The 20,692-nt window shown below is 33.9% G+C and carries 16 protein-coding genes and 1 tRNA gene; 10 read left to right on the plus strand and 7 right to left on the minus strand.

Annotation, left to right across the window (positions count from 1 at the left end; all coding sequences use genetic code 11):
• Window positions 1-301: 301 nt before the first annotated feature.
• Window positions 302-1,546: an IS110 family RNA-guided transposase gene (locus MUA60_RS00485; RefSeq protein ID WP_262649100.1), complete on the minus strand. Its 1,245-nt coding sequence runs from the start codon at window positions 1,544-1,546 to the stop codon at window positions 302-304.
• Between the two features lie 339 nt (window positions 1,547-1,885).
• On the opposite strand from MUA60_RS00485, the gene rocD reads away from it, so the two are divergent.
• Both rocD and MUA60_RS00495 read left to right on the plus strand, forming a co-directional pair.
• The gene (rocD, locus tag MUA60_RS00490) at window positions 1,886-3,091 is read left to right on the plus strand and encodes an ornithine--oxo-acid transaminase (RefSeq protein WP_262649101.1); all 1,206 of its coding nucleotides are present in this window, start codon (window positions 1,886-1,888) and stop codon (window positions 3,089-3,091) included.
• 116 nt (window positions 3,092-3,207) lie between these two features.
• Window positions 3,208-4,278, plus strand: coding sequence for an NAD/NADP octopine/nopaline dehydrogenase family protein (locus MUA60_RS00495; RefSeq protein WP_262649103.1), 1,071 nt, complete (start codon window positions 3,208-3,210; stop codon window positions 4,276-4,278).
• 42 nt (window positions 4,279-4,320) lie between these two features.
• Here the strand turns inward: MUA60_RS00495 and MUA60_RS00500 are convergent, their stop codons facing one another.
• Complete coding sequence (locus MUA60_RS00500) at window positions 4,321-5,481, minus strand: MFS transporter (RefSeq protein WP_262649104.1); 1,161 nt, start codon at window positions 5,479-5,481, stop codon at window positions 4,321-4,323.
• Between the two features lie 128 nt (window positions 5,482-5,609).
• Between MUA60_RS00500 and MUA60_RS00505 the strand changes: the two genes are divergently transcribed.
• Both MUA60_RS00505 and MUA60_RS00510 read left to right on the plus strand, forming a co-directional pair.
• Entirely contained in the window at window positions 5,610-6,368 is a 759-nt protein-coding gene (locus MUA60_RS00505) for a nucleotidyltransferase domain-containing protein (RefSeq protein WP_262649105.1), read from the plus strand.
• Window positions 6,369-6,494: 126 nt separating this feature from the next.
• The gene (locus tag MUA60_RS00510) at window positions 6,495-7,424 is read left to right on the plus strand and encodes a VOC family protein (protein ID WP_262649106.1); all 930 of its coding nucleotides are present in this window, start codon (window positions 6,495-6,497) and stop codon (window positions 7,422-7,424) included.
• Window positions 7,425-7,873: 449 nt separating this feature from the next.
• On the opposite strand, the gene MUA60_RS00515 is transcribed toward MUA60_RS00510, so the two are convergent.
• The 4 genes from MUA60_RS00515 to gltC all read right to left on the minus strand — a co-directional run bounded on the left by MUA60_RS00515 (window position 7,874) and on the right by gltC (window position 11,332).
• Window positions 7,874-8,632, minus strand: coding sequence for a YibE/F family protein (locus MUA60_RS00515; protein WP_048540293.1), 759 nt, complete (start codon window positions 8,630-8,632; stop codon window positions 7,874-7,876).
• Window positions 8,632-9,747: a YibE/F family protein gene (locus tag MUA60_RS00520; protein WP_262649107.1), complete on the minus strand. Its 1,116-nt coding sequence runs from the start codon at window positions 9,745-9,747 to the stop codon at window positions 8,632-8,634. The genes MUA60_RS00515 and MUA60_RS00520 overlap by 1 nt, the downstream gene beginning before the upstream one ends.
• A gap of 69 nt (window positions 9,748-9,816) precedes the next feature.
• Entirely contained in the window at window positions 9,817-10,428 is a 612-nt protein-coding gene (locus MUA60_RS00525) for a DNA-3-methyladenine glycosylase (protein ID WP_262649108.1), read from the minus strand.
• A gap of 16 nt (window positions 10,429-10,444) precedes the next feature.
• Entirely contained in the window at window positions 10,445-11,332 is an 888-nt protein-coding gene (gene gltC, locus MUA60_RS00530) for a glutamate biosynthesis transcriptional regulator GltC (protein WP_262649109.1), read from the minus strand.
• Between the two features lie 142 nt (window positions 11,333-11,474).
• Between gltC and gltB the strand changes: the two genes are divergently transcribed.
• From gltB to MUA60_RS00560, 6 genes are all read left to right on the plus strand, one after another.
• The gene (gene gltB, locus MUA60_RS00535; protein ID WP_262649110.1) at window positions 11,475-15,968 is read left to right on the plus strand and encodes a glutamate synthase large subunit; all 4,494 of its coding nucleotides are present in this window, start codon (window positions 11,475-11,477) and stop codon (window positions 15,966-15,968) included.
• A 15-nt stretch (window positions 15,969-15,983) separates the two neighbouring features.
• Complete coding sequence (locus tag MUA60_RS00540) at window positions 15,984-17,441, plus strand: glutamate synthase subunit beta (RefSeq protein ID WP_262649111.1); 1,458 nt, start codon at window positions 15,984-15,986, stop codon at window positions 17,439-17,441.
• A gap of 60 nt (window positions 17,442-17,501) precedes the next feature.
• Window positions 17,502-17,594, plus strand: a tRNA-Ser gene (locus tag MUA60_RS00545).
• Between the two features lie 102 nt (window positions 17,595-17,696).
• A complete protein-coding gene (locus tag MUA60_RS00550; RefSeq protein WP_025907016.1) occupies window positions 17,697-18,248 on the plus strand; it encodes a helix-turn-helix domain-containing protein in 552 nt (183 codons plus the stop codon).
• The gene (locus tag MUA60_RS00555) at window positions 18,212-18,514 is read left to right on the plus strand and encodes an IS3 family transposase (protein ID WP_262649112.1); all 303 of its coding nucleotides are present in this window, start codon (window positions 18,212-18,214) and stop codon (window positions 18,512-18,514) included. Before MUA60_RS00550 ends, MUA60_RS00555 begins: the two co-directional genes overlap by 37 nt.
• Before the next feature lie 18 nt (window positions 18,515-18,532).
• Window positions 18,533-19,075 (plus strand): IS3 family transposase, encoded by a 543-nt coding sequence (locus MUA60_RS00560; protein WP_262648151.1) that lies wholly within the window; start codon window positions 18,533-18,535, stop codon window positions 19,073-19,075.
• 344 nt (window positions 19,076-19,419) lie between these two features.
• On the opposite strand, the gene MUA60_RS00565 is transcribed toward MUA60_RS00560, so the two are convergent.
• On the minus strand, window positions 19,420-20,586 hold the full coding sequence (locus MUA60_RS00565; protein ID WP_107611145.1) for an IS256 family transposase: 1,167 nt from the start codon (window positions 20,584-20,586) through the stop codon (window positions 19,420-19,422).
• Between the last annotated feature and the right edge of the window lie 106 nt (window positions 20,587-20,692).

A 20,692-nucleotide genomic window follows, 5' to 3' on the forward strand; every position in this document is an offset into this window, starting at 1 on the left:
GGTTAGGAATTATAAAAGGTAGGGAGCGGGACAGAAATCTAATTTATATAAAAAGATTTCGTAGTCCCGCCCCGGCAAGGATGACTAGAGTTGAAAAAAGCTTGGTACAAGCGCATTTCGGGTTCAGACATCTACTGCCAAGTTGTAAAAATAGACTGAAACATTACATTATGTCTCAGTCTCTATTTCCTACGATTTGTCAACTACTACGTAGTAAAATGTATTTAAAATTGGCATCACTAAATAAGTCTTTATTATTTAATAATTTTTTCAATATGTTATGATTTATTTGAATAGATTATCAGTGTGGAGACAAGTGATAATCATATTCTTTATTATTTATAACTAGATAATGAATGGTTTTAAGTAGCTTGTTAACGCAAGCTATTGAAGCAGTCTTGTGGCCTTTGCCATTAGGCTGCTTTTTTAATTTGTAATAATAGTCGATAATATGATTTTTAAATAACCTTTGACCCAACAGGAAATTTTTAATGATTAAGTAAAATAATGATCTAGCATGTTTGTTTCCACGTTTGTTAATTTTATCTTTAAAATGCGTTTTACCAGACTGATATCTTTTTATATCAATGCCTACATATGCATTCAATTGTTTATGAGAATCAAAGGATTTGATGTCACCTAATTCGCCAATAATCATTATGGCTGTTAAATCACCAATGCCAGGAATAGATTTAATTATTTTAAATTCTTCGAATTCCTCAGCTAACACTAATAACCTTTGTTTTATAGAAGCATGCCGTTTCATTAGATTTAATAAATCTTCAATCACATAAATTAATTTATCTGTTAAAAATGAATCTTTAGAAACAGAAGGATAACTGACCATAGAGAACTCTACGAGTTTTTTTTGCATATTGTGCTTTCTTTTTCTCTGATAGATTTTTTCTGTACAACTATTAATTGTATTTTTTAGTTCTTCAATTTCATTAGAATCAACAAAGTCAGGATGTGGGAACTTACTAGCTACTTGTAAAGCCAATTTTGAATATCTATCCTTAAATAGGTTTTGTAATTCTGGAAAAGTCATATCTAGTAACTGAATCAATTGGTTTTTTAAGTAATTTTGTTGATTGTTAATTTCTTCATAGTATCTTGTCAGTTCTCTCAGTTTTACGTATTTTTCTTCCATTAAATTTCTAGAAGGTTTTTTATTTATATTTTTAGCTAAAACGGCAAGTTTATGTGCATCAGATTTATCTGTTTTCCAATTTCTTAAAGAATTAGTTAGTAATTTTGCCTCAAGAGGGTTAATTACACAAAATGAAATGTTGTTAACTGTACAGAATTTCTCTAACACTTTTGAATATATACCAGTAGCTTCAAATAAAAAATATACTCCTGCGAAATCCTTTATATATTTGTTTAGTGACTCAAAACCATTATTATCGTGGGTAATTTCAAATTCTTTAACAAATTCATTGTTTGAATAATGTGCAATAAAACTCTTTCCTTTTCCAACATCTATACCAAAATATTCGATAAAAATCACTCCTAAGTTATTAAATTTAAGAAGCTTTAACTTCACTTAGCCTTACTTAGTTCATTTTCCTGTACACGATCTCAAGGGACCCAACATACTAAAATCGAATTCATAAGGAGAGTGAAGTTCTCCAGTTTTTGCTACGGGTTCTATGACCCTAGAGACCGATCGGAGTACTTCTCTCTTCTACTATTTCATATTCTTAAAATAAGTACCAACGGTATGAAAAAGAATATGAAAAAAGTAGCGAAGTTCATCTACCGTCGTAGATTACTTCGCTACTAATCTTAGTATGTTTTTTCTTTTGACTTATATACAAAACAAATGTATGATTATGAATATTAATACGAATTATAGTATATTTATTATAAAGGTGGGTACTCAATGAATCAGTTTATCGCATTAACAGAAAAGTATAGCCCGAATAATTATAGTCCATTAGATATTGTTTTGACTGAAGGTAAAGGTGCACATGTTAAAGATTCAGATGGCAATACATATATTGATTGTGTTTCTGGATTCTCGGTTCTAAACCAAGGGCATGGTCATCCTAAAATTATTCAAGCATTTTTAGATCAAAGTCAAAAGATTACAATGACTTCTAGAGCTTTGTATAGTGATAATTTAGGTGCTTGGGAAGAGAAGATTTGTAAGTTAGCCAATAAAAATAAAGTTTTACCTATGAATACTGGGACTGAAGCGGTAGAGACTGCCATCAAAGTAGCAACGAAATGGGGTCAAGATATCAAAGGTATCAATGCGCTTGATGCTGAAATTATTGCGATGGAAGGCAATTTTCATGGTCGAACAATTGGTTCGCTATCTCTATCATCAAACGATAGTTATAAAGAAGGCTTTGGTGTATTAGCAGGTAATATTAAATACAGTGAATTTGGCAATGCTGAAGAAATTGCTTCTCTTATCACACCAAATACAACAGCAATCATCTTAGAACTTATTCAAGGAGAAGGTGGCGTTCATATCCCACCTAAAAATTTCATTAAAGAAGTTAAAGCTTTGTGTGAACAACATCAGATTCTGTTGATTGCAGATGAAATCCAAGTAGGATTAGGTCGAACAGGCAAGATGTTTGCGATGGAATGGGAAGGTGTTGAACCTGATATTTATTTATTAGGAAAAGCTTTAGGCAGCGGTCTTTATCCTATTTCTGCGGTCGTAGCGAATGATGATGTCATGCAAGTATTGACGCCAGGTACACATGGTTCAACATTTGGAGGAAATCCTTTAGCATGTGCTGTTTCAATTGCAGCTTTGGATGTACTTATAGATGAGTCGCTTCCTGAACGTTCGCAAAAACTTGGTGAAAAATTATTAAATGGTTTGAAAAAAATAGATAGTCCAATTATAAAAGAAGTGAGAGGACGTGGGTTGTTTATCGGTATTGAACTTAATGAGCAAGCACAATCAATCGTATCAAGTATTAATGCACAAGGTGTCTTATGTAAAGAAACACAAGGCAATATTATACGTTTAGCACCACCACTCGTTATTGAAGAACAAGACATTGATACTATTGTTAATGTCATTACACAAACAATAGAAGAAAAATCAAAACAATATCAATCATAGAATTTTTATAAATTGTGAGTAAGGCATAAATCGATGTCTTATTCACTTTTCTTTTATGTTAAAATTTCCTGGGTATATATTTATATACACTCATTTTCAATGAAGGGAAGGATAATATGAAAATAGCAATAGTAGGTTCAGGTAATGGTGCCGTAACCGCTGCTCTAGACATGATATCTAAAGGACATGAAGTAAAATTATATTGTCGTAATCAATCTATTCATAAATTTGATAAAGCTTTTGAAAGAGGTGGCTTTGATTTTATAAATGAAGGTGACAAGACATTTGTTAAGTTTACGGACATAAGTGATGATATGTCGTATGTATTAAAAGATGCAGAAGTGATACAAATGATTATCCCTTCATCATTCATCGAACATTATGCGAAAACGATGGCGCCTCTTATTAACAATGATCAATTGCTCTTATTCAATATCGCAGCAGCTATGGGATCAATTAGGTTTATCAATGTGTTAGAGAAACAACATATTGAAACAATGCCAAAGTTTGCCGAATTGAATACATTAACGTACGGGACACGTGTAGATTATGATAAAGCAGAAGTGAATTTATCTCTTAACGTTCAGAAAGTACACTTCTCAACATATGATAAAAGCTATTTAACAGAAAGCTTTAAAACGATTAAAGAACTATATCCGTATATCGTTAAAGAAGAAAGTCTTTGGAAGACAAACTTAGAAAACGGGAATCCAGAAGTACATCCAGGTCCAACATTATTAAACGTAGGTAGAATAGACTATGCAGATGAATTTGCCTTATATAAAGAAGGTATTACACCTCATACTGTGAAGTTATTGCATGCAGTCGAATTGGAAAGATTATCACTAGGTAGAAAATTAGGTTTCGAACTTAATACAGCAAAAGGTGCACGAATAGAACGCGGTTATCTATCAAATGATGATGAAGACGAACCACTTAATAAATTATTTAATACAAGTCCAGTATTTTCACAAATCAATGGACCAAACGAAGTAGAAAATAGATACTTAACAGAAGATATCGCATATGGTTTAGTACTATGGTCAAGCTTAGGAAAAGTAATCGGCGTACCAACACCAAACATAGATGCCATAATCGTAATCGCTTCAACAATATTAGAGCGAGATTTCTATACAGAAGGTTTAACAGTAGAATCATTAGGATTAGAGAAATTAGGATTGGAATAAAAAACGCTTAGCTCATTCGCGAGCTAAGCGTTTTTCGATTTATTAAGCGACATTTTTAAATAATGATCTACTAATTATTGCGGCTATTACTGTTAATAAGAGTGTTAAGATGCCGATACCTATCCATGCGTATTGTACGAATACGTATCCGCCTAATATTGTTAATAAACTTGATCCTACATAATAACCTAATAAATATAAAGTTGAGGCGTGTGATTTGCTTGATTTAGTTAATGTGGCGATATAACTACTTTGAATGGAATGTGCGCCAAAGAATCCGAATGTCATTGCGGCGAGTCCTAATATATCAATTGGTAAGTATGTTATGAATGTAAGAATAATACCTACAATCATAATTGTTATGGCGATTGCATATGCTTTTTTTATACCAAGTTTATAACTGAGTTTTCCAAAGTTAATGGAGCTATACGTACCTATTAAATATAAAATAAATATAAAGGCAATCGTAAACTCACTAAGTGAGAATGGTGGATGTTCGAAACGTACCGTTATATAACTGTATATTGTGACAAAGGTACCCATTAATAAGAATGCTAGTGACATTGTTTTTAAAACGGCTGGGTTCTTTAATAGTTTTCCATATTTAATGAAATGTTGTTTCGGTGATACCCATTGTGGTGTTTGAACTGTTGAAGTTGGTAATAAAATAACCATTAATATTGCGAGTATTAAATTAAGGATGCTGAGCGATGCGATTGCAACTTGCCAATTCGCGATATCTGTTAGAATACCGACAACTACACGACCAGACATGCCTCCAAAGGTCGTTCCTGCTACATATAAACCCATTACTTTACTGACTCTATCTTTATGTACTTCATCAGCTATATATGCCATTGCGATAGAAGGCACACCACTTAAAGCTAATCCCATCAGACCACGAATGATGAGAAATATATGGAAGTTCGTTACGAAAACACTGATGATAGATAATACACTTACAAGTAATACAGAAATAGACATCATACGTTTCTTCTCAATATTGTTGAGCATTGGTACTAAAATTAAACCAATACCAAGCATAAAAGTAGAAACGGATAAAGTTAAACTGATATCTGATAGCGATACGTTAAAATATTGACTAACCCCATTAAATATCGGTTGCGTGACATAAAGGCTAGAAAAAATGATGAATCCTGCTAATAATAATGAAATAGATCTCTTTTTCTGTTCACTTGTCATATTGTATCTCTCCCTACAATAATAATCATAACGCTAAAAAAATCATTTTTCGAAAAATATGCATATATTATTCAATTATAATTGTGATATATTATAATAATCTGAATTTTTAAGTAAGGGGTGGGAATATGAGATACGAAATAGCTTTAGAGAAAATTGTACCTGCTTTGAAAAAAGTAAATGGAGTGTTATCAATATTCTTAAAGGGGTCTATTGCTAGAGGGGAAAATGATGCATATTCTGATTTAGATATTTATGTGATGTTAGAACGTGATGTACAAGTTGAAGAAGTATATGACAGTATTGTAGATGCACTAGAGCAATATCAACCGCTGTTATATAAAGAATTAGTGGAAATTATATGCCCTCAAATCGTTGGTGTATTTGAAGATATGTTACATATAGATTGTTATATTGTTCATGAACATGATTATCCTCAAACAGATGATATAAAAGTGATATATGACCCTAACGGTAGATTGAAGGAATATGATAAAAAAGATTTAAGTATAACTGAAGAAGTATTTATAGATTCAGCATTAGATAGTTGTTGGTTTATCTTTCAATATGATCACATAGTTGGAAGAGGACAATATTTATGGACGACTCAAATGATTGATAATGCACTTAATCATGCAATTAAAGTGTTGTTATATAAATATTATCCTGAGAAAGCAGTTCTAGGTAAAAAAGCTGCACATCACCTGCCTGCTGATATATATTCAAAGTTAAATCATATAAATGATTGTAATAATTCTATAAATCATAGAGAAGCGGTTGCTCAATATATGAATCTTTACCAAGACTATATTAAAGACATGGTTGAGGAATATTGGGTTGAAGGATTCGAAAAAATATATGACTATTTATATAAAAAATATGCATAACTAGACGTCAGTCATAGTGACGTCACTATGACTGACGTCTATATATTTACATGTGAGTATAATTTTTGTAATGATGAATCTGGTGCGCGTATAATGTAGTTAAATTAATTAATGGGAGGTACGATTATGATAGAAATTTTAGGGCACCACCATATTTCGATGCTTACGAAAGATGCTAAGTTAAATAAAGAATTTTATGTGGAAAAATTAGGACTACGTTTATATTTAAAAACAGTGAATCAAGATGACCCTTCTATGTATCATTTGTTCTATGGTGATGAGGTTGGTTCACCTGGTACTTCTTTAACATTTTTCGAACTTAAACCGATGGGACAAACTTATAAAGGTACGAACTCGATTTCAAGAATTGGCTTGTTAGTACCAAATGAAGAAAGCTTAAATTATTGGAAAGATCGTTTTGAAAAGCTTGATGTTGATCATGACGCTATTGGTATTTATAACGGTATGACAGCTTTACATTTTAGAGATCATGAAGGATTGGAAATGGTGTTATTACCTAATGGTGAACGTAAAGTGCCGCAAAGTTGGCGTCATAATAGATACACAGATGTACCAGAAGAACATCAAATTATAGGTATGGGTCCTGTAGAATTTAAAATTGATGATGTTTCAGAAATGAAAAATTTCCTGGAAAATGATTTGCATTTTGAGTTAGTAGATTCTGAAAGTGAGCTATTATATACGATTGATTTTGAAGGATTGTATAGCGATATTATATTGAAAGAAGTAGAAGGTGAAAGAGAAAGACCTGGTAAAGGAAGTATTCACCATCTTGCGTTATCCGTAGCAGACGAAAAAGAATTAAATAAAGTGAAAGAATTATTAGATGAAAAAGGCGTTGTACATTCTGGAATAGTGGATAGAGATTTCTTTAAAAGCTTATATTATAGACATTCACATATATTGATTGAATTTGCGACAGAAGGACCAGGTATGCCATATGATGATGTGTCACAACTTGGACAACAGCTAGACTTACCAGGATTTTTAGAATCAAGAAGAGCAGAAATTGAAAGTAATTTAGAACCTATTTAATAGAAGAATATAGGTTTTCTAACGCTCAAGAGTTAAAAACAAGATCGTTAGAAATTCTAACGCTCAAGAATCGCAAACAAGATCGTTAGCGGTCAAAGATTTACAAAAAATGAGTGGAAACTAGGCGCTAACGCTCAAGAGTGCAAAACAAGATCGTTAGAAATTCTAACGCTCAAGAATCGCAAACAAGATCGTTAGCGGTCAAAGTTTTTCAAAAAATGAGAGAAAACCTGGCGCTAACGCTCAAGAGTGCAAAACAAAATCGTTAGAAATTCTAACGTCCAAGAAACGCAAACAAGATCGTTAGCGGTCAAAGATTTACAAAAAATGAGTGGAAACCAGGCGCTAACGCTCAAGAGTTAAAAACAAGATCGTTAGAAATTCTAACGTCCAAGAAACGCAAACAAGATCGTTAGCGGTTCATATATACAAACAAAAGGTGCTTTCTTCTATATTTTATGTTGCTGTTTTTTTATTAATCTCACTGTGATAAACGAGGTGATTGGGATGGCGATACTTACAGCGATACCGCCTAATAATATGGTTATGATTTCAGCTGCAAATATTTTCGCATTGATTATTTCGCCAAATGTGTAATTTAATTTACCAAACCAGAAAAATAACGTGATTTGTCCGCCTATATAGGCGAAGTAAATTGTATTGGTTGTTGTTGATAGGATGTCTCTTCCTATTGTTAAGCCAGACTTGAATAGTTGTTGCAATGATATTTTTGGATGTGCTTCATATAGTTCGTACATTGGAGAACTAATGGATATTGTTAAATCAATCACTGCTGCGATTACGGCTAATACAACTGTAAATACCATGAGTTCAGCATAGTTTATACCTACATTCATTGAAAATATATACGTTTCATCTTGTTCTTCTTCAGTGAACCCTTGCAACATTGAAATATCTACAATGAAATAGATTAATCCTATTAAGATAAGTGTAGATATAATAGTCGCGAAAAAGGCAGCAACTGTCTTAGTATTATATGCATTAATATAGAACAAGTTAATACACGTAATAATTAAACAGAAGATGATTAATACGATGAATATAGGCGCTTTATAAATGATAAGTAATAACGCAATAAACAACGTCAATAAGTTTAGAAATAACGTTACAAACGATCTAAATCCTTTCTTTCCACCAACGATGATCATAAGAATGAGTAATATACTGGCTAAAATAAATGTCGTCATTATTTAGCCTCCTCTCGTTGCATGAACATCATCGCAACAAATATTGTGATAGGTATCGTAATCACAATACCAATGCCGCCCATGAGTGCTCTCGTAATTTCTAATGACCAATTCATGGATAAGGTATACGTGACTGTATTGCTATTTTTAAAGTAAAGAATAATCATCGGAATGCTACCAGATAAATAAGCGAAGAATAAGATATTCGTCATTGTACCCATAATATCTTTACCAATGTTTGTGCCTGATTGACGCAATTGTTTCAATGAAATTTCGGGATGTTGTGCTTTAATCTCATATAAGGAACTTGTTAACGTAATAGCAACATCCATAACCGCACCGAGCGAGCCTATTAGTACAGACGCAAGGAATATTTGTGTCGGTTGAATCGTTAAGAAACTCATCGTTTCATATTTAACACCGTCACCATTCGTAAACATCATGACGAGTTGAGCGATACCGATACTTAAAAATGTACCTAATAAAGTTGAAATTATCGCAACAAAAGTTCTCCGTTTAAAGCCACTAACGAGCAGTAAGGATACGATTGTTGAGAATATAACTGTTGCCGTCATTAATATAAAGAAGTGATGATTATGATGTTTCATGAAATAATCAATCATCAATAGTAGAACTGTGACATTAATAATGAGTGAAATAATGGAATATAGCCCTGATTTTCTACCGACGATAAGTAAAGTTAATAAGAATAAACCAGTCATTAATGTGACAGCGCCATCTCGTTTTAAGCCTTTTATAATAGCGGTGTCTTCTTTACCTTTATAGGATAAAAGGACTTGGTCGTTTACATGGTATTTCTCAGAATCCGTTAAAGAGTCCGTGTATTTATGAGGAACCGTAATGCGGTCTCCTTTATGCTGACCGTTCTGAATCTCTAAATGGATTTGTTCTTTATGTAACGTATCTTTATTTTTATTTTGGTCAATCGTTGTTTGTGAAGATTGATGTGTAATATCCGTAATTTGACCAATTGGTGTTTTGTAATATTGCGCATTGTGTTGGGTGAATATATAGGCTATTACAACGCATACAATAAATGTGAGTATCGCAACATTAAATGGTTTCGTTAATTGTTGTTTAATTTTGTCATTCATGTTTTGTCACCATCATTTTTCTTTGATTTGAACATACTATAGTATACGTACATAAGTGGTGTACTTCAATTATTTCCATGTTTCAGCACAAGGTAGTGAATCGCGTTTTCTAGCTTTTGAGACATAAGGATGTCCTGCTACTGTGAAACGTAAAGGTTTGTCAGTCCAGATGCCCTTATTTGGGACGCCGATTCTTGCTGAACGTTCGATATGTTTAGGGTATCTTCTATTTGTTGTATCAATTTTTAAGGAATTGTCATTGAGTTTAGTGCCGTCTAATGCTTTAGATATTTGCATCGCTTGCGTGAATTTGCCAGGTCCATTTGTTAATTCTATACCTGCTTTGGCGTTACGGTTCAGTGCCATTTGTTCAATACCATGTTCAGGTTCTATCGCTCTAATTAAGACACCTTGAGGTTCACCTTCAACTTGTGTAACAAAGTTAATCAGTAATTGTTTGTGCATAGAGTGTGCGTAGATCATTCCACCCTCGCAATACAAAGATTTCACGCTTTTAGTATTTCTGCCATTGAATGAATGGGCAGCTTGATCATGTTTGCCAATATAAGCTTCCGTTTCAACGATATAACCTGTATATACGATATCGTCTGTTTCGTGAATGATTTTGACACAAAGTAAGTCAGCAGCAATTTCTTCAGTCGTTCTATTGATAAAATCCATTTTGAAAATATCCTCCTTAATGATACGTTGCTTGTCTTTGTAATAAAGAACGTGTATGTTCAATAAAAGTCTTCAATTTATTGTTTTGATTATTGTCTTGATAAACAATGTTAATCGTTCTTTTAAGTTCGGTATGTGTTAACGGGATTTTTGTAAGTTGTTCATTTTCAATGCCATTACTTAAATAATCAGGCACGATGAGTACGCCTTTTTCAGAAAGTAATGTTTGTCGTAATAACGCAAAATTTGAAATTGGGTAAGTCTTCTGTGATGCATGTTTACGTATTAATTGTGATATTTGATCAGGTAATGTGTTGAAATGGTAAATGTATTGCTGGCTCAATTGTGATAAAGGCGGTTTAGGGTTCATTGATAAATCATTGTTATTATGAACGTATAAATTATATGTTTCTTCGAATAGTGTATGTTTAATAGTATGTTTATTGTTTGTAAGTTTCGGTGTAAGTTCGCATAACGCGACATCTATTTGATGAGATAATAAACCTTCTTCGATTTCAAGTGGTGTCATCATCATAGGTCTAACTTCTAATTTGAAATCTCGCTCGTAAGTCTTAATAATAGCCGGTAACGCTTGTGATACATAACTTTCTGTATAAGCGAGATTAATAGAACGTCGATCTGAATGTTCTTGATGTATAAATAAATCTTTCGTTTCTTCTATTAAGTTTAAAATTCTATTTGTCTGTGTAAGTAAGAGTTCACCACTGTCCGTTAATTTTACATTTCTACCTTCTCTTAAAAATAACGTCGTGTTTAATTCTTTTTCTAAATTTGCGATTTGTCTACTGACTGCAGATTGGGCAATCTCTAGCTCGAGCGCAGCCTCTGAAATATGCTCTCTTAAAGCAACTTTTCTAAAATAAATTAATTGTTTTATCTCCATATTCAACACCTCATTATTTATATTATCTAATTTTTAGATATATTTCATCTATTTTATATATTGTTAAGATAAGTCCTTGTAAAGTATGATATAGACTATCAATTATTGAAGATTCTGAAATTTATTGTTGAGGTGATGTCGTATGTCATTTAAGAAAGATAGAAGACAACTTGGCCTATATGATTCGATGGACGAGCATGATGCTTGCGGGATTGGCTTTTACGCCAATATGGACAACAAAAGGTCACATGAAATTGTACTAAAATCAATTGAAATGCTTTGTAGGTTAGATCATAGAGGTGGAGTTGGAGCTGACGGAATTACTGGTGATGGCGCTGGTATTATGACAGAAGTCCCTCACCTCTATTTTAAACAAAAATTAAAATTAAATTTACCTGAAGAAGAACATTACGCAGTAGGTATGTTCTTCACTGATGAAAAAATAGCTGGCAGTGAACATGAAAAGAAGTTTAATGCGTACTTTGAAGAAGAAGGATTAAAAGTTATTGGATACAGAGATGTTCCATTAGATACATCAGTATTGGCAGAACATGTCGAAGAGACAATGCCTTGTATTCAACAAGTGTTTGTTGAAAATCATTCAAGTGAACACTTTGATCGTTCGTTATTCATTGCGCGTAAACAAATTGAAAGATATGGCGATGAACAAGATTTAGATTTATACTTTGCAAGTTTATCTAGACGCACAATCGTATATAAAGGTTGGTTGCGTTCAGATCAAATTAAAGGTTTATATATTGATTTGTTAGATGAAGATTATGTTTCTAAATTTGGTTCTGTACATTCGAGATTTAGTACGAATACATTTCCAAGTTGGAAAAGAGCGCATCCAAATAGATTATTAATGCATAATGGTGAAATTAATACGATTAAAGGTAATGTTAACTGGATGCGTGCAAGACAAGACAGATTAATTGAAACAATCTTTGGTGATGTGAAAGATAAGATTGGAACAGTGCTAGATGAATCAGGAAGTGACTCATCAATCGTTGATAATGCACTAGAGTTCTTAAGTTTAAGCATTCCTCCTGAACAAGCAGCAATGTTATTGATACCTGAACCATGGTTATATAACGAAACACAAGATCCTAAAATTAGAGCATTCTATGAATATTACAGTTATTTAATGGAGCCTTGGGACGGTCCGACAATGATTAGTTTCTGTGATGGAGATAAACTTGGCGCATTAACAGACCGTAATGGTTTAAGACCTGGTCGTTACACAATTACAGATTCAAATGAAATTATATTTTCTTCAGAAGTAGGCGTTATTGACGTTGAAGAAGAACATGTTGTTTATAAAGGGCAACTCAACCCAGGTAAACTTTTATTAGTGGATTTTAAAGAGAATAAAGTTATCGAAAATGATGAATTAAAACAACGTATCGCAAGTGAATATCCTTATGATGAGTGGGTAAGTCATAAAGCGTTAAACGTAAATGATACAGTGGCGACACCTTCACATGTTGAAGAAGAAAAATTATTCCAATTACAACGTCGTTTCGGATATACAAAAGAAGAAATTAATAAATATATGTCAGAACTTGTGAGTGAGAAGAAAGATCCAATTGGTGCGATGGGCTTTGATACACCTGTTGCCGTGTTGAGTACGAGACCAGAATCATTGTTTAATTACTTTAAACAACATTTTGCACAAGTAACGAACCCACCAATTGACTCATATAGAGAGAAAATTGTTACAAGTGAATTGGTTTACTTAGGTAAAGAAGGTAACTTGCTACAACCGCATCAAGATAACACGAGAAGAATTCAATTAAATCACCCAGTATTATCGAAAGCGCAACTTGAACAAATCCAAGATAGTGAATTTAATGTTGCGGTGATTCCGACGACTTACACAGGTTCACTTAAAGAAGCTCTAGATGACTTAGGGCAAACTGTTTCAAAAGCCGTTAAAAATGGTGCTGAGATTATTGTCTTAGAAGATGAGTCTGTTGAGGATTTAGAAGCGGCGTTTGCAATGCCGATATTATTAGCGGTTAGTCACATTCATCAACACTTGATAAGAACGGGTCAACGTTTAGATACAAGTATTGTGGCATATTCTGGTGAGTGTCGTGAAGTGCATCATTTAGCTACATTAATAGGATATGGTGCTAATGCTGTTGTGCCATACTTAGCACATTATACGATTGAAGATTTAACTGCTGCGGGACGTCTTGAAGGTACAGTTGAACAAAATATTGATACGTTTAGTCAAACGTTATCAGCTGGTGTCATTAAAGTAATGGCTAAAATGGGTATTTCAACTGTTCAAAGTTATCAAGGTGCACAAATCTTTGAAGCAATTGGGTTAGGTAAAGATGTTATCGATCAATACTTTACAGGTACACCGTCTAAACTTTCTGGTATATCAATTGATACGATTGATAAAGAGAATAAAGCGAGACAATCTGAACAGATTAAATATTTAAATTCAGGTAGTACTTTCCAATGGCGTCAACAAGGTGAATATCATGCATTCAATCCTAAGACAATTCATTTATTACAACATGCATGTAGAGATAATAATTTTGAAATGTTTAAAGAATATTCTAAAGCTGCAGATAGTGAACGTATGAGTCACTTAAGAAACTTACTTGATTTTAAATCAGATCGCGCTATTGATTTAAAAGATGTAGAATCTGCTGACCAAATTGTGAAACGCTTTAAGACAGGTGCAATGAGCTTCGGTTCTATTTCTCAAGAAGCGCATCAAACTTTAGCAGAAGCAATGAATAGAATTGGTGGACGTAGTAATAGCGGTGAAGGTGGAGAAAATCCAGAACGCTATATTATTAAGCCGGATGGCACAAATTATATGAGTGCTATTAAGCAAGTCGCATCAGGTAGATTTGGTGTAACGAGCGATTACTTACAACATGCTAAAGAAATTCAAATTAAAGTCGCACAAGGTGCTAAACCCGGTGAAGGTGGACAATTACCTGGTACAAAAGTTTATCCATGGGTAGCTGAAGTACGTGGTTCAACACCGGGTGTAGGATTAATTTCACCACCACCTCACCATGATATATATTCTATTGAGGACTTAGCACAACTGATTCATGACTTAAAGAATGCAAATAGAAAAGCAGACATTAGTGTTAAGCTCGTTTCTAAATCTGGCGTAGGTACAATTGCAGCAGGTGTTGCAAAAGCTTTTGCCGATAAAATTGTCATCAGTGGATATGACGGTGGTACAGGTGCATCACCTAAGACGAGTATTCAACATGCCGGATTACCGTGGGAGATTGGTTTATCTGAAACACATCAAACGCTTATGTTAAACGGTCTTCGTTCACGTGTAACGTTAGAAACAGATGGTAAATTAATGACTGGTCGTGACGTTGCACTCGCTTGTGCGTTAGGTGCAGAAGAGTTTGCATTTGCGACAGCACCTTTAGTCGTGCTTGGCTGTATTATGATGAGAGTATGTCATAAAGATACATGCCCGGTTGGTATTGCGACTCAAAATGGTGACTTAAGAAAATTATATACAGGTAAAGCAGATCACATCGTAAATTTCATGTATTTTATTGCCGAGGAAATAAGAGAAATTCTAGCTTCATTAGGCTTAAAAACAATGGATGAACTTGTAGGTAGAACGGACTTGTTATCAGTATCAAACAGATATTACTCTCATCCTAAAGCGAGAGAACTTGATTTAGAGGCACTTTTATTTGTAAATGAAGGTGAAAGATACCGCTCTATGAATCAAAATCATCACCTTGATGTCGGATTCGACTTAACGAAATTATATGAAGATGCAAAAGCATCAATCGATCATGGTGAGAAATTTGTTGGTAGTTATAACGTTCGAAATACTGAAAGAGATGTTGGTGTTATTACAGGTAGTTATATTACAGAAGTGCATGGTGAACCTGGTTTACCAGAAGATACAATAAGTGTTAAGACATTCAAACATGCTGGACAAAGTTATGGTGCATTCACGCCTAAAGGTATGACGTTACATCATACTGGTGACGCTAACGATTACTTTGGTAAAGGTTTATCCGGAGGTAAATTAATCTTAAACGCACCTAACGAAGATAGAGAAGACAATATTATTGTCGGTAATGTTTGTTTCTACGGTGCGACAAGTGGAACATCTTATATTAACGGTCGAGCTGGTGAACGTTTCTGTGTAAGAAATAGTGGCGTTAACGTCGTTGTTGAAGGTGTCGGTGACCACGGATTAGAATACATGACTGGTGGACGTGTCGTCATTTTAGGTGATGTAGGACGTAACTTTGGTCAAGGTATGAGTGGTGGCGTATGTTACGCATTGCCAACAGATGTTGAAGCATTCAAAAAAGATAATGAACTTGACACTTTAGAGTTTGAAACATTAAAAGATCCAGATGAAATTGCGAATTTAAGACACATGTTAGAAGAACATGTTCGATATACAAATAGTAAAAATGCACAAGCAGTGCTAGCGTCATTTGACACAATTGTAGACAAAGTGGTTAAAGTGATTCCGAAAGACTACAAACTTATGATGCAGAAGATTTCACTACACAAATTAGAAAACGAAGAAGATGCACTGTTAAATGCATTCTTTGATGATCGAAAATCTATTGGTGATGAAGAAGAACTGGCTTCGGTATATTAAGAAGGAGGGCATATTATGGGTGAATTTAAAGGTTTTATGAAGTATCCTAAGCAACAACTTGATGAGTTGCCGTTAAAAGATAGAATTAAAGGATATGACGCATTCCAACAACGTTTTACTAAAGAAGATGCAGCTACACAAGGTGCGCGTTGTATGGATTGCGGAACACCATTTTGTCAAACAGGCTCATCATTCGGTAGAGATACAATAGGTTGTCCAATAGGTAACTATATACCAGAGTGGAACGACTTAGTGTACCGCAAAGATTATGAAGAAGCATATGCAAGATTATCAGAAACAAATAACTTTCCTGAATTTACAGGTCGAGTATGTCCAGCACCATGTGAATCTTCATGTGTCTTAGCGATTAATAATGATTCAGTTGCTATCAAAGGGATAGAACGTACAATAATAGATGAAGCGTATGATATGGGACTTGTGAAACCTAAGTTTCCTGAGTATCGCTTAGAAGAAAAAGTAGCCATTATCGGTAGTGGTCCAGCAGGCTTAACAGCTGCAGAAGAATTAAATTTACTTGGCTATAATGTGACTGTATATGAGCGTAACCATCGTCCGGGTGGTTTGCTTATGTACGGCATACCAAGTATGAAATTAGATAAAGAAGTTATCGAACGTCGTGTGAAATTAATGGAAGAAGCGGGTATCGTCTTCAAAACAGATGTTAATGTGGGGAAAGACATCACGAAAGAGGAACTAGATGAACAGTATGATGCAATTATTGTTTGTACAGGCTCACAAAAAGGACGAGACCTACCATTAGAAGGACGTATGAGCTTCGGTATACATTTTGCGATGGAATATTTAACAGAGCAAACACAATTACAAATGGGAGAAATTGACGAACCAACTATAACAGCAAAAGGTAAAAATGTGATTGTGATCGGTGCGGGTGATACAGGTGCTGACTGCGTAGCAACAGCATTAAGAGATGAGTGTAAATCAGTCGTTCAATTTAATAAATATGTAAGACTAACAGATAAAATGGAACAAAATACAGCATGGCCATTACCAATGCCAATTTTCAAGTTAGACTATGCGCATAAAGAATATCGTGAAAAATTCGGATTTGAACCAAGAGCATATGGTATTCAAACAATGCGTTACGATGTTGATGAAAATGGTAATATTCGCGGTCTTTATACGCAAGTATTAGAAGAAACTGAAGACGGAATGGTAATTGTCGAAGGTACAGAACGTCATTGGCCAGCAGATTTAGTCCTATTATCAATTGGTTTTGAAGGTACAGAACATTTAGTACCACATTCATTCAACTTAAAGACAGAACGAAATAAAATCGTAGCAAATGAAAAAGACTTTAGAACAAATCAAGATAAAGTATTTGTTGCTGGAGATGCAAGAAAAGGTCAAAGTTTAGTCGTTTGGGCAATAAAAGAAGGTCGTGCAGTTGCAAAAGCTGTAGATGAATACTTAAAGAAAAAAATTACAATTTAAATTTTGTGATTTTTGTTGACATCAGTAATGGCATGTTATAAGATAAATAATGTCTTATTTGGAGGAATACCCAAGTCCGGCTGAAGGGATCGGTCTTGAAAACCGACAGGGGCTTAACGGCTCGCGGGGGTTCGAATCCCTCTTCCTCCGCCATTATTTTTAAAATATCCAAGACTATATATAAAAAACACTGTCCATTTGGTACTGCACCCCTAAAGTTAGAGTAAAAAAACTAACTTTAGGGGGTGTTTTAATATGACAAAATATAGTGATGAATTTAAGTTGAAAGTTGTAAGAGATTATCTAGATGGCCATTATGGTTATCGAAAATTAGCTAAAAAATATAATATACCTGATAAAATTATTATACGAACATGGGTAAAAGCCTTTCAATCATTCGGTGTAGATGGCATTAAAAAGAAACAGAAAAAGACAGTTTATTCTGTTACATTCAAAATAAATGTATTAAACTATATGAAAAGAACAGGCGATTCCTTCCAAGATACAGCGATTAAATTTGGCCTAAATACCCCATCTATTATTGTGCGATGGAAAAAGATATATGACAAAGAAGGTGTGGAAGGACTCGAAAAGCCGAAAGGACGACCTCCCATGAAAAAGAAGAAACAGAAGAAATCTAATCAAAACCTATCACGAGAAAAAGAGTTAGAGCTAGAAAATGAAAATCTTCGATTAGAGAATGCTTATTTAAAAAAGTTGAACGCTTTTCGAGAGAATCCGAGTGCCTTTCTAGAAAAGCACAAGCAGCAGTGGCATTCGAACTCAAAGAAGAAGGATTCAAATTAAAAGATATCTTAGTAAAGGTTGGTATACCAGAAGCAACCTATCATTACCATGCCAAACAATTACAAAAGGAAGATTTAGATAAAGGTTGGAAGAAAAAGATCATTGAACTTTTTCAAAAACACAACGGTAAATACGGCTATCGTCGTATATATTTAGCTTTGAGAAATCAAGGTTATCTCATTAACCATAAGAAAGTACAACGAATTATGCGAGAACTAGGATTAAAATGTCAAAAATTCACACGTAAATCACGCTATCAATCATAGAAAGGTACAGTTGGTAAAGTGGCTGAAAATCGCTTGAATCGTAGATTCCATACATCTATTCGACTTCAAAAATTAGTGACAGATATCACTGAATTTAAATGTGCTGAAGAACAAAAATTATATCTCAGCCCTATTATGGATTTATACAATGGGGAAATCATTTCTTATGGTATATCCAGAAGACCAACATTAGACTTAGTACTTCAATCATTGGATAAAGCAGTTACAATCATTAAGCATGAAGCACCATATCGTACGACGATACATTCTGATCAAGGTTGGCATTATCAGCATAATGCATGGATTAGAAGATTATCGGAACAAAGGATTTATCAAAGTATGTCACGTAAAGCGACGTGTGCGGATAATGCTTCTATGGAGAATTTCTTTGGCATCATGAAGCAGGAAATGTATCATGGAGAAGAACTTGTTAACTATGAAACATTAAAAAGAAGAATTGAGGATTACATCTATTGGTATAACAATGAACGTTTGAAATTAAAATTGGCTGGACGAAGTCCAGTACAATACCGAACTCAATCCAGCCAATTAATAGCATAATGGAAACTCTAACTTTGGGGGGTCACTACCTTTTTGTGGGCAGTGTTTTTTTGTTGTGAAAAAATATTGTGGTTGGATGTGGAATTGGGCACGGAGTGGAGATTGAGTTGTAGGGTGGAATATTGCGGGTGGAAATATAATGGATATAGATATAATGGGGTTTGTTAGGGGCAGAATTCCGAGAAGTGTCCGTAAGAAGAGTCAAGTCCATATGTTTGTGTAATATCTTTAGAATGTAATCAACCTTTGGTTTTTTAATGAATCGAACAACTATATATGTTTTGAAGTTTAAACAGATATAGTTGTTTGATCACTACTTATTTTTTAAAAAATAAGTAGCTTAATTAAGCGATAAATGGTCTGTTAGACTTATCAAATCTTTCTTGAATATCCATAAGTACTGCGCCAATTAATCTAAAAGCTGAATCTAGATTAGGGAATGTTTTAACTATTTTTTCTCGTTTTCTGAGTTGCATATTAATATTTTCAACTGAATTAGTAGTTCTTAGATTTTTATGATGTTGAGCAGGAAATCTATAGAATTGTGAGGCATCTTCGAAGCCTTCATCCAATATTTTAATAGCTTCCACATACTTAGGATTACTTTCATATTGTGCAATGAATTCATCTTTGAGCTGAACAGCGTGACGATATGTTGGTGCTTGGAATATTGATTTAAGTAACATTCTAGCTTCTTTAGAGTTCTTTTTAGGAAATCTCTCTACAATATTTTTAAGAAAATGGAATGTACAACGTTGCCAAGATGAATCAATAAACTGTGACTTAATAGATTTAATAAGTCCAGAATGCGCATCAGAGATAATAAGTTCAGGTGTTGTTAAACCACGCATTCTTAAGTCTTCAAAAAACTCTGACCAAGCTAATTCTGACTCTTGATTAGAAATTTTAAAGCCAATAATGTCGCGTTTTCTATTTTCGTTGATACCCATAGCGATATAAACACCTTTAGAAACAATTTTATTATTCTCTCTTACCTTAATGTGCATAGCATCAACAAATACATACTTATACTGATGACTAACAATAGGTCTACCAGCCCATTCTTTAATTTCAGGATCTAGGTTTTTTATTACGCCTGAAACAGTTGATTTAGACACAGATTTTCCCGTTAGGGATTCCACAATTTTATTAACATTTCTAGTTGAAACACCATTAATGTATGCTTCTGTCATCGCTAAAATAAGCGATTGGTCAGAACGCGAATATTGATTAAATACTTCAGTTGTAAATTCACCGTCACGTGTTCTTGGAACTTTTAATGTCAGATTGCCAATAGGCATCAGGAAATCACGCTCATAATAGCCATTACGTTGTGCGTTTCTTCCTGAATTCTTTTGTTTATATCCAGCATTAACATACTTGTCTCTTTCCATTTCCATGTATGCATTTATGACAGTCATAGCTATTGTTTTCATAGACGCATTCATATCACTTCCAAAAATAGCACTTGCCAATTCTTCATAATCTAAGTTAACATTTAATTGAGTCATATATAGTCACCTCTACAATTTTTTCTTAGTCGATTACATTGTACCAAAGTGAGCTATATGTGGCTCTTTTTTTATTACACAATTATATGGACATATTCAATATAAA

This window comes from Mammaliicoccus sciuri, assembly GCF_025561425.1.
In the GTDB taxonomy this organism is placed as follows: domain Bacteria; phylum Bacillota; class Bacilli; order Staphylococcales; family Staphylococcaceae; genus Mammaliicoccus; species Mammaliicoccus sciuri_A.

What these genes read in the sequence shown, in the direction of transcription:
- rocD (WP_262649101.1), top strand. Translation starts at nt 1,886, where the DNA reads ATGAATCAGTTTATCGCATTAACAGAAAAGTATAGCCCGAATAATTAT.
- MUA60_RS00495 (WP_262649103.1), top strand. Translation starts at nt 3,208, where the DNA reads ATGAAAATAGCAATAGTAGGTTCAGGTAATGGTGCCGTAACCGCTGCT.
- MUA60_RS00500 (WP_262649104.1), bottom strand. Translation starts at nt 5,481, where the DNA reads ATGACAAGTGAACAGAAAAAGAGATCTATTTCATTATTATTAGCAGGA.
- MUA60_RS00505 (WP_262649105.1), top strand. Translation starts at nt 5,610, where the DNA reads ATGAGATACGAAATAGCTTTAGAGAAAATTGTACCTGCTTTGAAAAAA.
- MUA60_RS00510 (WP_262649106.1), top strand. Translation starts at nt 6,495, where the DNA reads ATGATAGAAATTTTAGGGCACCACCATATTTCGATGCTTACGAAAGAT.
- MUA60_RS00515 (WP_048540293.1), bottom strand. Translation starts at nt 8,632, where the DNA reads ATGACGACATTTATTTTAGCCAGTATATTACTCATTCTTATGATCATC.
- MUA60_RS00520 (WP_262649107.1), bottom strand. Translation starts at nt 9,747, where the DNA reads ATGAATGACAAAATTAAACAACAATTAACGAAACCATTTAATGTTGCG.
- MUA60_RS00525 (WP_262649108.1), bottom strand. Translation starts at nt 10,428, where the DNA reads ATGGATTTTATCAATAGAACGACTGAAGAAATTGCTGCTGACTTACTT.
- gltC (WP_262649109.1), bottom strand. Translation starts at nt 11,332, where the DNA reads ATGGAGATAAAACAATTAATTTATTTTAGAAAAGTTGCTTTAAGAGAG.
- gltB (WP_262649110.1), top strand. Translation starts at nt 11,475, where the DNA reads ATGTCATTTAAGAAAGATAGAAGACAACTTGGCCTATATGATTCGATG.
- MUA60_RS00540 (WP_262649111.1), top strand. Translation starts at nt 15,984, where the DNA reads ATGGGTGAATTTAAAGGTTTTATGAAGTATCCTAAGCAACAACTTGAT.
- MUA60_RS00550 (WP_025907016.1), top strand. Translation starts at nt 17,697, where the DNA reads ATGACAAAATATAGTGATGAATTTAAGTTGAAAGTTGTAAGAGATTAT.
- MUA60_RS00565 (WP_107611145.1), bottom strand. Translation starts at nt 20,586, where the DNA reads ATGACTCAATTAAATGTTAACTTAGATTATGAAGAATTGGCAAGTGCT.